This is a genomic window from Lelliottia sp. RD5 (assembly GCF_056032945.1).
Map to the genome: position 1 here is coordinate 301201 of NZ_JBVYHQ010000002.1, position 13404 is coordinate 314604.

The 13404-nt window shown below is 52.1% G+C and carries 12 protein-coding genes; 10 read left to right on the top strand and 2 right to left on the bottom strand.

All coding sequences use genetic code 11. The features are described 5' to 3' along the window. The first annotated feature begins 11 nt into the window (after positions 1-11). The 3 genes from AC0LWE_RS09210 to AC0LWE_RS09220 are packed head-to-tail and all read left to right on the top strand — an operon-like array spanning position 12 to position 2075. Positions 12-572: an RNA polymerase sigma factor gene (locus tag AC0LWE_RS09210; RefSeq protein WP_219347385.1), complete on the top strand. Its 561-nt coding sequence runs from the start codon at positions 12-14 to the stop codon at positions 570-572. After that, positions 559-1185: an NrsF family protein gene (locus tag AC0LWE_RS09215; RefSeq protein ID WP_219347386.1), complete on the top strand. Its 627-nt coding sequence runs from the start codon at positions 559-561 to the stop codon at positions 1183-1185. The genes AC0LWE_RS09210 and AC0LWE_RS09215 overlap by 14 nt, the downstream gene beginning before the upstream one ends. Then, a complete protein-coding gene (locus AC0LWE_RS09220; RefSeq protein ID WP_219347387.1) occupies positions 1167-2075 on the top strand; it encodes an HNH endonuclease in 909 nt (302 codons plus the stop codon). Before AC0LWE_RS09215 ends, AC0LWE_RS09220 begins: the two co-directional genes overlap by 19 nt. A gap of 79 nt (positions 2076-2154) precedes the next feature. Here the strand turns inward: AC0LWE_RS09220 and AC0LWE_RS09225 are convergent, their stop codons facing one another. Both AC0LWE_RS09225 and AC0LWE_RS09230 read right to left on the bottom strand, forming a co-directional pair. Further along, positions 2155-2775: a DUF2238 domain-containing protein gene (locus tag AC0LWE_RS09225; protein WP_131486293.1), complete on the bottom strand. Its 621-nt coding sequence runs from the start codon at positions 2773-2775 to the stop codon at positions 2155-2157. 114 nt (positions 2776-2889) lie between these two features. Then, positions 2890-5862 (bottom strand): autotransporter family protein, encoded by a 2973-nt coding sequence (locus tag AC0LWE_RS09230; RefSeq protein WP_219347388.1) that lies wholly within the window; start codon positions 5860-5862, stop codon positions 2890-2892. 188 nt (positions 5863-6050) lie between these two features. Here AC0LWE_RS09230 and AC0LWE_RS09235 point away from each other — a divergent pair, with 188 nt between their 5' ends. The 7 genes from AC0LWE_RS09235 to AC0LWE_RS09265 all read left to right on the top strand — a co-directional run bounded on the left by AC0LWE_RS09235 (position 6051) and on the right by AC0LWE_RS09265 (position 13403). Then, positions 6051-6890, top strand: a complete 840-nt coding sequence (locus AC0LWE_RS09235; protein ID WP_219347389.1) for an alpha/beta fold hydrolase — start codon at positions 6051-6053, stop codon at positions 6888-6890. Further along, positions 6884-7006, top strand: a complete 123-nt coding sequence (locus AC0LWE_RS09240) for a hypothetical protein (protein ID WP_267970700.1) — start codon at positions 6884-6886, stop codon at positions 7004-7006. Before AC0LWE_RS09235 ends, AC0LWE_RS09240 begins: the two co-directional genes overlap by 7 nt. Positions 7007-7601: 595 nt before the next feature. Next, positions 7602-8099, top strand: a complete 498-nt coding sequence (gene tssB / locus AC0LWE_RS09245; protein WP_219347390.1) for a type VI secretion system contractile sheath small subunit — start codon at positions 7602-7604, stop codon at positions 8097-8099. Positions 8100-8123: 24 nt separating this feature from the next. After that, a complete protein-coding gene (gene tssC / locus AC0LWE_RS09250; RefSeq protein WP_234593729.1) occupies positions 8124-9674 on the top strand; it encodes a type VI secretion system contractile sheath large subunit in 1551 nt (516 codons plus the stop codon). 17 nt (positions 9675-9691) lie between these two features. After that, on the top strand, positions 9692-11041 hold the full coding sequence (gene tssK, locus AC0LWE_RS09255) for a type VI secretion system baseplate subunit TssK (RefSeq protein WP_474265296.1): 1350 nt from the start codon (positions 9692-9694) through the stop codon (positions 11039-11041). Further along, on the top strand, positions 11038-11727 hold the full coding sequence (gene tssL / locus AC0LWE_RS09260; RefSeq protein ID WP_474265298.1) for a type VI secretion system protein TssL, short form: 690 nt from the start codon (positions 11038-11040) through the stop codon (positions 11725-11727). Before tssK ends, tssL begins: the two co-directional genes overlap by 4 nt. Continuing rightward, complete coding sequence (locus AC0LWE_RS09265; RefSeq protein WP_474265300.1) at positions 11727-13403, top strand: OmpA family protein; 1677 nt, start codon at positions 11727-11729, stop codon at positions 13401-13403. The genes tssL and AC0LWE_RS09265 overlap by 1 nt, the downstream gene beginning before the upstream one ends. Position 13404 lies beyond the last annotated feature (1 nt).

A 13404-nucleotide genomic window follows, 5' to 3' on the forward strand; every position in this document is an offset into this window, starting at 1 on the left:
CATGGCGAAATATGGATAACGTTTTTGCGCCACGCGAAGCATGGCCCGCGCTGATGGTAAAAGCCCAGGCGGGGGATCGTGACGCTTATACGCAGCTTTTGCGCGCTATCGTTCCGGCTATCCGGGCGATTGTGCGCAAACAGGTGTCCGATCCGGTGTTGATCGAAGATGTCATTCAGGATGTCCTTTTGACGGTCCATCGGGTGCGCCATACCTACGATCCAGCCTGTCCTTTTTTGCCGTGGCTGATAGCCATTTCGCAGGCCCGCGCGATCGACGCGCTTCGCCATCGGGGGCGTTCTCAGCGGCGTGAAACAACAGCCGATACATCGTTATCAGATTATGCTGCGTTGGATGATTCAGAACATCAGGAGATGCAGGAGGAGCTGTCGCTCATATTAGACCGGCTGCCTTCTCGTCAGCGCCAGATTGTGCAGCATATTCACCTCGAGGAAATGACGCTCGCCGAGGCAGCTCAGCGCCACAATCTCAGCCTTTCGGCCGTGAAATCTTTATTACACAGAGCATTAACGAATCTTCGCCGGATGGGAGCGAATCATGGCCGATCATGACGTGTTTATCGAAAAACTAAGCCAGCAAGCGCGACCGGTTAAGCGCCCCTGGCACACAGGCTGGCGCGTGCTGGCGTGGACGCTGATGGCGCTGCCGTGCGGGTGGTTAACCAGCTTTCTGATGCAGCGCGTAGCGACCGACTGGAGCCAGTCCGGCGCGCTGTTAGCCACGCTGCAACTGTCGCTGACTTTCATCCTCGGGATCATGGCGATCGGTAACGCCTTTTTAATCAGTATTCCCGGGCGACGGCCGTTAAGCTGGCGCTGGTTTGCGCCATTGCTGATGCTCTGGCTGGGATCGGTCATGGTGAGTTTGAGTCAGACATCTCCCGTGAACCATCATGAAGAGGTGAGTTGTTACACCTTTATGCTGGCGGTCAGCACCCCGATGCTCGCGCTGGTGATTGGCTATTTGCGGCGCACCCGTTCGTTGCATCCGCTGCGCAGCCTGGCGACAGCGGGCGCTGGGGTCGCTTTTATGGCGCTGACGCTGCTGTCGTTTTGCCATCCGATAGAGGTACATCCACTGGATTTTGCATTACATATCTCGGCGATCATCACTATCGTGGCTATCACCATCCTTCTGGGCTGGAAATGGGTGATGATTCGTTAAATACCTTAACGCTTGCGGATAACGTGGTCTTAAACTCTGAACCTAAATATATAGATAATGGTGCCGATAATATCTTTATTATAAATAATAAGGATTTGAGTATGAATTATTTTTACGCTTATCACGGCCCGGCAAATAGACATGATTTTGAATTTGAAAAGGGCTATGGCGTAGGGCGCGAATCGACATGGAATCGTGTTAAAAAAGGCGACTGTGTTTTCGTGATTCAGCATCCTGAGGGACAGGAGGATTATAAGCTTTGCGGTCTCTACGAGATCGTAGGGCATTATAAAGAACCGGCCAGCATTTATCCTCTCAGATTTGAATTAAACAATATTACCCCCGGTGAAGGCTTTATTAGGCTCGATGAGACGATCCTGAATGCGCAGCTACCCGATATGTATGGTGACAAACGCCTGAGTATTTTTAAACAGCACTTCTGCCGTCAAGGGGCGACTTTCCAGGCTCCGCTTGAATCCCCCGTTGTGGCGATTCTGAGTGAGTTGCTGGACGTTACGGAACAGTATGCTGAGCCCGCCACGTTTCGTGAAGATGGTATGCAGATGGTTAAAGTCCGCCGCGGGCAGGAAGTATTCCGCAAAAAGATCCTGTTAAATTGGGAAAATAAGTGCGCTATTACTGGGTGCTCACTGGCGCTGGAAGCGTGTCACATTATCAGCCATGCAACCAAAGTCTGTTACACGATTGAGAACGGTATTGTTTTGACCGCCGATTTACATAGGCTATTTGATTACGGTCACCTGAGCATTGAGAATAACACCGTTATCTTATCGCCAGCGGCACAACAAGAACCCCGGTATGCCCGGTTACATAATCAGCCGCTGCGTAAGCCGCTTCAGCCAGTGCATCTTATTTCTGGCGTTGTTTAAGACGACCTGCGTCTGGAATGACTTCACGGTGCTGACAAAAAACACCAGGCCGCAATGATGCGGCCTGTGCGTCACGATATTAGTCAGGCAGTCTCTCAAGCTGTCGCTGGTGATATCTGCTAAGAATCAGCACGGTGGTCAGCGCGCCGAGCAGGGCGCAAAACATATCTGATTGCGTATCCCACGGGTCACCCTGCGTCCCCAGGAAGTCATCAGCGCCTTGCCCCATGGCAAGTGCCGCCCACCATTCAATCAACTCGTAGGTCGCACTGATCGCCAGGGCAATACAGCACACCAGAAAACCCGTCATTTTGCGGCCATTGACATAACCGCCTCGCAGCAGAATCTCGCGAGCCGCCAGGGCAGGCACCAGACCCTGGAAAAAATGTCCCAGTTTGTCGTACGGATTACGGCTCAGATTGAACATTTCCTGAACCTCAAAGCCTATCGGTACTTTGGCGTAGGTGTACATGCCGCCAACCATCAATATGATCGCGTGAAAGAAAATGAGCGTATAGAGCAGGGGCGTGAGCGGATAGCGTCGATGCGTTGCGAGCAGAAGCGGCACAATGATGATGACCGGCGTGACTTCCATCAGCCAGGTGGCTCTGTCGCCGGTGAACATTCCCGTATACACCAGAATGACGACCAAAAGCAGCGCGCCGATTTTCAAAGCAGGGTTAAGAGCTGAAGCGTTCATATCAGTTTACGTATGAGAAAAGGATAACTATCGACGCGCTAACTGAAAAACTCAATCTTTTGCAGCACATAAAAAAACGGGGCCCTTTCAGGCCCCGTTTATTCATCATCTCAATTAGAACATTTTGCGCAGACGCAGGCTGAAGGTATGTGCCTGATAGCGCTCGCCCGCTTGCAGATCGTAGCGCGCGTCGAGGTTCAACTCATTCGCCTCATACAACGTGCTGCCGATCGCGACGCCAGCCATGTCTTCCACTGGCGATGCGCCTTTGGTCGTGAAGCTGGTTTCACCCACAGTATCAGCGGCGTAGGACGCGCGGCTGCTGACCTGGCGGTCATCATACTGATGCAACCACGTCACCTGGGCGAATGGCGTCAGATTGCCAAGACCCGTTGCGAAGGTTTTCTCAATACGCGCGCCAATGTCGCTTACGACGGATTGTGCGTGACTGCTGCCAACATCCAGCGCCATACCGTTGCCGCCAGTCTCTTTATAGCCATCAACGTGCTGATAGCCGTAAGTCAGGCTGGCAAGCGGTGTCAGAACCACGCCAGCTGGCAGCGTCAGCGGATAGCCGAATTCAGTCTGCAGCGTGACGGACTGACCGTTGAATTTACCCTGCGCAGCGCCGGAGAAACCGGTGAAATCAGCGCGACGAACGGAGGTGTAGTTCTGACGGTTCACACCCGCAGACAAGTTGAGATACCAAGGATCGCCTGTGAAACCGGCATAACCGATGACGCCGTAGTTATCGGCCGTCGAGGTATTGCCACTCAGGTTTCCTTTACCGTGAACAGACGTATTGCTGTAGTTCACCGCCGCACCCAGACGCCAGTCGTCACCCAGCGAACGATCCGCACCCATGATCAGGCCGCCAAACTTCGCGCTGTAACCACTGACTTCAGCGGTGCTGTCCTGACGTGCATAGCCACCGAACGGTTGACCCCAGACAATCCAGTTGCTGGCGTAATCATCACCCGTCGCCACGCCGCTGGTACCGGAATTGCTCGGATTACGGACGGCATCAATGTGCGCTCCCACCACGGCCTGAGCGGTCGACGTTGCCACCGCAGCGGCTGAACTGGTGTTGATGTTCTGACCCGGAGACAAACTCTCGCCTACGCGGTTCGCTTCACCTTTGCTGTCAATTGCCAGCGAGGCGTTATAAAGCTCCAGTAATTGCGGTGACGCAATCCCGGTATAGTTCCCCAGACCGCCGAGTGAAGCGGTGGCGCTTGGAATCGTCGCCAAACCGCGATCTGGCTGCGTCGGAGGCGTCACAACCGGTGGTGTGATGACGGGCGGCGTGACAATTGGCGGCGTCACAACAGGTGGTGTTACTACAGGCGGCGTGACAACAGGCGGTGTCACCACCGGTGGTTTTACGACGGGAGGCGTGACAACTGGCGGCGTTACGACAGGCGGAGTGACTGGCTGCTCAGCACCGACGGTTAAGACCAGCGCTTTATTCTCGCCATCATCATAAACAGAACCTTGTACAGCACCACGGTAGCCGATGGCTTTGTAGTTCAGTTTATCCGCATTGTAATCGGTCGCGGCACCCGCGGCATTCACCACCACAAAGCGCTGACCTTCGGCGAATTTATAGGTATTACCCGTGCGCACCAGATTGACGCTGGAACCTTGATCAATCGTGGCATTACCGGTCACATTCAGGCGACCATAGCCGGTTTCGGCGATAAGATCGGTGCGTGAAATCGCCAAATCAGAGATACCAGAGATCAGCGTGGCAGCGGCTTTCTGATGGTAATCTCCCGCAACCGTGATGCTGTTGTTCACCTGCAATGACGCAGCATTGTTAACAACAGTACTGGCCACGACATTGTCGTTAAGCAGCAGTGAGCCCGTACCGAATTCTACGTTAGAGCGGGTACTGGTAATGGTCCCAATTCCGTTCAAGCCGGTTAACTCGCCCATGGTGGTGGTTCCACCATTAATTTTTAACGGCTCAGAATTATTGGTATAAATATCACCCGCAACCACACCGCTGTTGGTTAGCGTAATATTAGCAGCGTAAGAGGAGTTGCTGTCGCTCTGGAGATAAAGGGCAAAGTTTGTGCCGCTCAGCAGTCCCTTGTTGATAATATTTGTTTCCAGACTTTGGCTGTAAGTGGAAATCAAAATCCCGTAGCTCGCACCGCTGATTTCACCATTATTGGCTATCGTGCCAATAGAGGTTGCATTAGAGGTACTTGCGTAGATGCCAAAATTGTTTGCGGTGATCTTACCGTTGTTCTCAATGGTACCAATTGCACCATAGTTTTCAATACCGAAAGAACTCCCTATAATTTCATTATCATTGATGAGGGTATCAATCGTACCAAAGTTAAAGATTCCGCCGCCATCATAACTATAGAGTGAGTTTGACTGAAGAATGCCGGTATTATGCAATGTACCAATGCTACTGTTCATGTTGTTATAAATAGCAGCATTGTTTCCTGGCATCATTCCATGATTGCCCGTATCGGTGGCAATCACGCCTGCATTTAATAATGTGTCAATTCTGCCCTGGTTGTTGATGCCGGAATATCCGGTAATTTTCCCATCAGCAGTGTTAGTCAGCGTTTTAATGTAACCCGCATTCGTGACAGCTCCGGTATTATTTAAACCCGGGTTAAAATTATCTGACGCGTTTTTAATTGTTCCGCTGTTGATGAAATTATCAATTTCACCCGATGCGCCTACCGCGACGATGCTGCCATAGTGGTACTGATTAATACTGGAGATAGTCCCTGTATTTTCAAATGACGTTATTGCGCCATTAACCTGAACGATATTATTGCCATAATTACTACTGTTGCTACCGTCATCATTGATGGCACCATCATTGATCAATGTTGCTAATGTGGCATTCTGTTCAACGGTTAACGCGGTGGTGGGCGCACCGGTAATTGAGCCAGTGCTAGTGATATGCAGTGAGTCATTTGGGCCGACAACATTAATGCTGCTAACCGATGAGTCGATAGTTAAACCAGATACTGCTAAAGCGTGAGTTGTCAGCAGCCCCTGCGCCGCCGTTGAAGCCACCAGCAGAGAAATCAGCTGGCTGAGATATTTTTTTTTCATGGTGAGCCGTCACAAAGTTGCGATAGTTGTAAAATGCAGATGAGATCGTCTTCGGATTAATCCGATATCATTCTGGCGGAGAATATACGGTTTGTTGCAAAAAACAATAAGTTTTGCTTAATTATTTCTAAGTGAAACAATCCCACATTTTTTATAATGTTTTTGATTTAACTTAGGGTGAGCAGGGCATGGGAATAAAACATGATATATTCTTCACAGGTATATTGATTAGTTTATCTTTTTTATTAGTGGGCTGTGTTACAGATGATTCGCGCATTACCGCAAAGGAGATTGCACAGCATTCCATGCTGAGCAGAGATGACATACAAACCAACCCTTTTTTGATCGCCACCTGGTCCCGTATTACTGCTCCCGTTCATTCACTGCGCGTCTATATTGAGGGTGACGGCTTTGCATGGAAGAGTCGCACGCAACCTTCAGATGACCCCACGCCACGTAAACCGATCGGGTTGACGCTGGCTGCGACGGATAAAAATCAAAATGTGCTGTATATTGCGCGCCCCTGCCAGTTTATCGGGCCGCCGTTACCTGCTCATTGTGATAAGCGGGTATGGACAAGCGACCGATTTTCACCGTCCGTCATTGATGCTATGAATGACGCGCTGACTCAGTTTGTGAAGCAGTATCCAGGCGTGAAGCTGGAGCTGATAGGGTATTCCGGCGGCGGCAATATCGCAGCAATACTGGCTGAACGCCGCACTGATGTTCGTTCGTTACGCACTGTGGCGGGAAATCTTGACGTGGCGTATGTGAATGCAATTCATCATGTGAGCGCAATGCCCGATGCCGTTAGCGCCATCGATCGTGCTTCTGCACTCCGAACGATGCCGCAACTTCATTTCAGCGGTGATGCTGATAAAACAGTGACACCCGAAGTCGCGCAACGCTTTCAGCGTGCAGTCGGTGGCACTTGCAGTCAGGTCGACATCGTCAGCAACATGACACATGGATCGGATTGGGCCGCCATTTGGCCGCAACTGTTGGCGAAGGAATTGCCTGAGTGTTAAAGCACTTGCATCGTCCACCAGCGGATGTGGCTACCTTTATTCAGCCAGCAGACGGTGAACCGATAAGCTGGCATCAGTCGTTCTCCGCCGTAAGCGGCGCAGTGCCCGGTCTTTGACAGCAGGGAAGGTCATCCGTCATTGTCATCATCACTTTAACGAGTATGGATTTGGTGACTGAGAAATGCTGAAAGATGATTTTTAAAACGTCAGATCGCTTTCCCAGATCAACGTTCACATTCGTTCTGTTTCGACGATCGCTCAATGATGCACTTTTTGATATATATTTGTGAATATATTGACGCGATTTATATACCTCAGTGCATCCATTCTTTATTTCTTAAAACTCCTGATGTTTAGATTATGTTGGTTTGAATAATAAAGCAGGCACTCATTTATTTTTTGTTACCATCCGTCGCGTTAAAATAGACTCAATAAGGAATATCATTTCTTGACAGATTGTTTACTTCTTATTGTGGAGCGTGTTGACAGAGGGTAAATCCACGCACTTTCTGGCTTTTTAAATTCAACTCATTGATTTGTATTTTTGTAAATACTCGCTCTCGTCCACTTGCGGACAAATATACTTTAATTTAGCTTATGTAAAGAATATTGATCTTAATCACTGATCTTTATCGGTCACTTATCCCAGAATGATGTTTATGGAAGAGCGCCATTTTGGTGTTCTATTTCTGAACGAAGGGAAGATTAACGATGGCGGACTCATTTCAGAATGAAGTGCCAAAGGCCCGAATTAATTTGCGGCTGAACCTGCATACCGGGGGCGCACAGAAGAAAGTTGAATTACCCCTGAAATTATTAACAGTAGGGGACTTCAGTAATGGTCGGGAGAGCCGCCCGTTGTCTGAACGTGAAAAAAAAGATATTAACAAAAATAACTTCGGGAGCGTACTGGCTGAGTTTTCACCCCAGGTAAACCTGGCGGTAGAAAATACGCTGGCCGGTGACGGCAGCGAAGAAAATATTTTGCTTACCTTCCGCGATATAAAAGATTTTGAGCCTGAACAGGTTGCCCGCCAAATCCCACAGTTAAAAGCGATGCTCGCTATGCGTAGCCTGCTGCGCGACCTCAAGTCTAACCTTCTTGATAATGCCACCTTCCGCAAAGAGCTGGAACGGATATTACGCGACCCGGCGCTGAGCAATGAACTACGCAGTGAAATCGCCGCTCTGGCACCAAAACACGCCTGATTATTGACGGACCAACACAGGATTATGCTGATGTCTGTACAGAATGAAAACGCTGTATCCGGCGGCGAGACGCTCGTCCGGGAACGTTCCATGGATAGCGGGGTATATGCCTCGCTGTTTGAAAAAATCAACCTGACGCCTGCGACCGGCCTGAGCGATCTGAGTATCTGGCAGGATGAAGCCGCGATGGCGGAAGCCGACGCAAATGAACGTATCACCGCTGGCGTAAAGGTGTTCCTTGAGCGCCTTCGCCAGTCCGGTCAGAAGGTGGATAAGCTCGACAAGACGTTAATCGACCACCATATCGCTGAGCTGGATTATCAAATCAGCCGCCAGCTGGATGTGGTCATGCACCACGTGGAATTTCAGAAAGTTGAAAGCCTGTGGCGCGGTCTGAAGCATCTGGTCGACAACACCGATTATCGCCAGAACGTAAAGACCGAAATCCTCGATATCTCCAAGGATGATTTACGTCAGGATTTTGAAGACGCCCCGGAAATCATCCAGAGTGGACTGTACACACACACGTATGTAGCGGAATACGACACCCCTGGCGGTGAGCCGATTGCGGCCGTCATTTCTGCATACGAGTTTGATGCGTCGGCCCAGGATGTGGCGCTGATGCGTAACATCTCTAAAGTGTCCGCTGCGGCCCATATGCCGTTTATCGGCTCTGCCGGCCCGAAATTCTTTAATAAGACCTCGATGGAAGAAGTCGCTGCTATCAAGGACATCGGCAACTACTTCGACCGTGCCGAATACATCAAGTGGAAATCCTTCCGCGACACCGACGATTCCCGCTACCTGGGTCTGGTGATGCCGCGCGTGCTGGGTCGCCTGCCGTATGGCCCGGACACGGTACCGGTGCGCAGCTTTAACTATATCGAGCAGGTCAAAGGCCCGGACCACGAGAAATACCTGTGGACCAGCGCGTCGTTTGCTTTTGCCGCTAATATGGTAAAAAGCTTTATCAACAACGGCTGGTGCGTGCAAATCCGTGGCCCGCAGGCCGGTGGGGCGGTGAAAGATCTGCCGATTCATCTTTACGACCTCGGCACCGGCAATCAGGTGAAAATCCCGTCTGAGGTGATGATACCGGAGACCCGCGAGTTTGAGTTCTCCAACCTCGGCTTTATCCCACTGTCGTACTACAAAAATCGCGATTACGCCTGCTTCTTCTCAGCGAACTCTACCCAGAAACCGGCCATTTACGACACCGCCGACGCCACCGCCAACAGCCGCATCAACGCCCGTCTTCCCTACATTTTCCTGCTGTCGCGTATCGCGCACTATCTGAAGCTGATTCAGCGCGAAAACATCGGCACCACCAAAGATCGCCGTTTGCTGGAGCTGGAACTCAACACTTGGGTGAAAAGCCTGGTCACCGAAATGACCGACCCGAACGACGACCTGCAGGCGTCTCACCCGCTGCGTGATGCGAAAGTGATCGTTGAGGATATCGAAGACAACCCGGGCTTCTTCCGCGTGAAGCTGTTTGCGGTGCCGCACTTCCAGGTGGAAGGGATGGACGTGAATCTGTCGCTGGTGAGCCAGATGCCGAAGGCAAAAGCGTAAGGCAAGGATAACCAGGGATGAAAATTTACCGTCCATTGTGGAACGAGGGGGCTTTATTATCCCCTCAGCAGTTCCAGCAGCAGGCTGAATGGGAGTCTTTTCGCAGCGCCGGTGCATCAGCACTGGCATCCCCATTCCCCTGGGGTGTGGAAAAAGTTGAGTTTAATGACAGCCTTCTTTCGTCTGGTCTGATCCAGATTACGCAGTTACGGCTCTGGCTGGAGGAGGGTTCGCTGATTGATGCCCAAAGGAGCGATCTGCCTCCGCCGCCTCGTGAGTTAGATGCCAGCCTGCTGGCATGTCTCGATGCGGTAACCGTCGTCATCGCACTGCCTCACATGCAGCCGGGTGTGATCAACGTTGAACAGGAGGGGATTATCCCGGACCGACCGCTTCGCTATCGTGAAGAATGGGTGACATTGCAGGATGCTTTTGGGTCTGAAGATGAATCCATGGCCGTTGCCCGGTTTAATTTCACGATCCGGTTTGCTCATGAAAGCAATGATTCCTGGAAAGTGTGCCCGGTCGCAAGACTGATCAGGGATGGGCAAAATGCGTGGCGAGTGGATCCGTCTTTTATTCCTCCCGTTGCGTCATTTGCGGCAAGCCCGATTCTTCGCGAACGCCTGGTGCTGCTTAATCGCCAGTTACGCTCCCGGCGCCGGCGCCTGATGACGATGCGTCGTGAAAGTAACGAAAGACTTGCCGATTTCGCCGTCGCCGATGTTTCTCTTTTCTGGTTGCTGAATGCGTTGAATTCTCACGCCAGAGTGCTGACGGAATTTGAACGTTTTCCGTCCCGTCCGCCAGAACAGGTGTGGGCTGAACTCGCACGTCTGGCAGGAAGCATGCTGACCTTTTCCCTGGACCATGATCTTGACGCCATACCGGGTTATGACCACGAGGAACCGGCCAATGCGTTTCCTCCGCTGTTTGACTTGATATCGGGTTTGCTGGAGGCAAGTCTGCCGTCCCGGGTCATTGCTCTTGAAATGTCTCGCCTGGACGGACAAACCTGGAAGGCAAACCTTCACGATATTCGTCTGCGTGAAGAGGCCGACCTCTGGCTTTCAGTGCGTTCAAATGTCCCGGCCTGGCAGGTTGCTGAGAAATTCCCTGCACTCTGTCAGGCGGGGTCGCCTGATGACGTCAACGAGATCTATGGCGCGGCACTCAAGGGTATCCCTTTGATCCCGGTGAGCAGGGTCCCGGCAGCGTTGCCCGTACGCATGGAAAACCAGTACTTCGCGCTTGATATGGAAAGCCCCGCTGCACATGAAATGCAGGAGCAGGGCGTGTGTATGTTCTATGTACCGGAGTTGCTTGGCGCTCTTGAACTTGAATTGTTTGCGGTTTTGCGCTCATGAGACAGGATATCGATATCGACCAGCTGATGACGGAGACCTGGCTCACCGTCACCATGCTGAAGAAAGGCGCCGTCACGCTTAATGGTACTGCGCTTTACGACAAGTGCGTTAAACAGGTTGAAAGCGTACGGGAAGCACTGGAGCGCGCCGGTTATGACGAGGCCAGTGTCGAACATATTTCCTATGCACAGTGCGCTTTGCTTGATGAGACGGTGATGAGCCGTAAGCCTGAAAAAAGTGGGGAAGAAGAAGATCCCAAAATTGATGAGGGCCAGGCCGCCTGGCGTAAAGCGCCGCTTCAGGCGCGATTTTTTGGCTCACTCCGGGCAGGTGAAGCGCTGTGGGATCGCATTGCCGAGGTCCTGCGGCAGCCCTCTCCGAACCCGGCTGTTTTAACCTGCTATCACCGTGTGATTGCGCTGGGTTTTCAGGGGTTATACAGCCTGAAAGCGGTCAGCCAGTCGCAGCGGGACGAGGTGGTCAAGGCCCTGTCTGAGCGCGTACCTCCGCCTGACGCAGGCCTTTCTCTTGTTGTTCACCGGATGGGGAAACATCGCTGGAGTCTGATGCGCTCAGTCTGGTTCTGGATAGCGCTCGCCATCATCCTGACAGGCGTTATCTGGTGGGGAGGCCATTTGTGGCTCCAGGCACTGTTGTCAGCACAAATACCGGAGCTGCGTGGCTAATGCGTAGATCAGTCATTATTCCGGTTGCCCTGTACACCTTTGTCGCCGTTGCCACGTTGCTGTGGTTGCTCTGGTATTTCATCCCGGCAGGAAACGTGTTTAAAGGACTGACCACTCTGCTAACCCTCTTTCTGGCAGGCTGGATTGTTATTAAAAACTGTCGGCGTGACGAGCCAGAATCCGATGCCACTGCCACCGCCGATGATCTGCCATTACCCGATACCGAAGGCCCCGTTGTACTGGTGTGTGGTGACATGCTGGATACCTTGTTTCAGGGAAGCGCCCTGCGTAAAACAGCCCAGGGATGGTGGCTTCGGGCCGATGACGTCAGCCGATTAACCGTCCTTGTCCGTAGCATACAGAAACAGTTCCCACGCCAGATTGGTCAGCTTTCGGTGATGTACCGCTGCCAGCCAGACCAACATCAGGAGGAAGCTGTTCTGCGCTCTACACTGAAAACTCTCCGCCAGCAAAGTAAACAGATCAAATCCCTGACGGGTTTTACACCGCCGGTGTTGGTGAGTGCGGAATTATCCGGACCAGAAACGCCGTGGATCATCGTTCGCGGTGACAAGCCGATTGTATGTCCTGTTAATGATTCGCCGCAGGCATTCATTGACTGGCAGCAGACGAATGACAATATCCTGGCGCTGCCAGCGGTCAGCCAGGCATTTTCCTTTATCCGTAATACGCTGATCGATGAACTGGAGAAACCGGACCGGTTAACGCCGCCTGTGCATGCATTCTCCGTGACTATGCGCCTCGGCGTGGTCAATCCAGAGACTCAGTCAGTCTGGTCCGCCTGGCTCTATTCCCGCACCTGCTTACAGTTTACCCGCAAGCCCGTACCTTCAGTTCCGACAGGTATGTTCCCGGATGCCGTTTTGCCACTTCTGGTGCCATTTGCATCCACAGTACAGGGGGGGCAACGTGCCCGCCGTCTGGTTCTGCTGATGTGGCTGTGTGCCTTGGCCGCATTGGGTATTTCTGCACTTAATAATCGTGACCTCATCCGTCAGGTGAGTGCCGATTTACAGCGCTGGTACGCGATTCCGATGAACCACTATCGTCCAAAAGCTGAATCTCTCGCCGCGCTTAAACAGGATGTACTCCTGCTTGAACGCTGGCAGCGCCAGGGAGAGCCATTACGTTACAGCCTCGGCTATTACCCGGGACAACGTCTGTGGCTGTCCTTGCAACAAGCTATCGATACCTGGACACCGCCACCCGCCCCTAAACCGAAACCGGTCCCGAAAATAGTCCGTCTCGACAGCATGTCACTGTTCGACTCCGGCAAATCGGCACTCAAAGAAGGCTCAACCAAAATACTCGTCAACACGCTGGTGGGGATCAAAGCCAAACCTGGCTGGCTGATTGTGGTCAGCGGGCACACCGATAACACCGGGGACGATGCCTCGAATCAGACGCTTTCCTTGAAACGCGCCGAATCAGTGCGTGATTGGATGCAGATCACCGGCGACGTGCCAGAAAGCTGTTTTGCGGTGCAGGGCTACGGTGAAAGCCGCCCTGTCGCCACCAATGACACCTCGGCTGGTCGTACGCTTAACCGTCGTGTCGAAATCAGTCTTGTACCGCAGGCCGATGCCTGTCAGGTAAAAGGCGAACCTGCGTCACCGGCTCAGGGTGACGTCTTAACTCAAAAAATGGAGAAGTAAA

Bases quoted from the DNA above. Each gene is read 5' to 3' on its own strand.
- tssB (WP_219347390.1), top strand. From the start codon at position 7,602: ATGGCGGACTCATTTCAGAATGAAGTGCCAAAGGCCCGAATTAATTTG.
- tssC (WP_234593729.1), top strand. From the start codon at position 8,124: ATGCTGATGTCTGTACAGAATGAAAACGCTGTATCCGGCGGCGAGACG.
- AC0LWE_RS09225 (WP_131486293.1), bottom strand. From the start codon at position 2,775: ATGAACGCTTCAGCTCTTAACCCTGCTTTGAAAATCGGCGCGCTGCTT.
- AC0LWE_RS09265 (WP_474265300.1), top strand. From the start codon at position 11,727: ATGCGTAGATCAGTCATTATTCCGGTTGCCCTGTACACCTTTGTCGCC.
- AC0LWE_RS09230 (WP_219347388.1), bottom strand. From the start codon at position 5,862: ATGAAAAAAAAATATCTCAGCCAGCTGATTTCTCTGCTGGTGGCTTCA.
- tssL (WP_474265298.1), top strand. From the start codon at position 11,038: ATGAGACAGGATATCGATATCGACCAGCTGATGACGGAGACCTGGCTC.
- AC0LWE_RS09215 (WP_219347386.1), top strand. From the start codon at position 559: ATGGCCGATCATGACGTGTTTATCGAAAAACTAAGCCAGCAAGCGCGA.
- AC0LWE_RS09210 (WP_219347385.1), top strand. From the start codon at position 12: ATGGATAACGTTTTTGCGCCACGCGAAGCATGGCCCGCGCTGATGGTA.
- tssK (WP_474265296.1), top strand. From the start codon at position 9,692: ATGAAAATTTACCGTCCATTGTGGAACGAGGGGGCTTTATTATCCCCT.
- AC0LWE_RS09235 (WP_219347389.1), top strand. From the start codon at position 6,051: ATGGGAATAAAACATGATATATTCTTCACAGGTATATTGATTAGTTTA.
- AC0LWE_RS09220 (WP_219347387.1), top strand. From the start codon at position 1,167: ATGGGTGATGATTCGTTAAATACCTTAACGCTTGCGGATAACGTGGTC.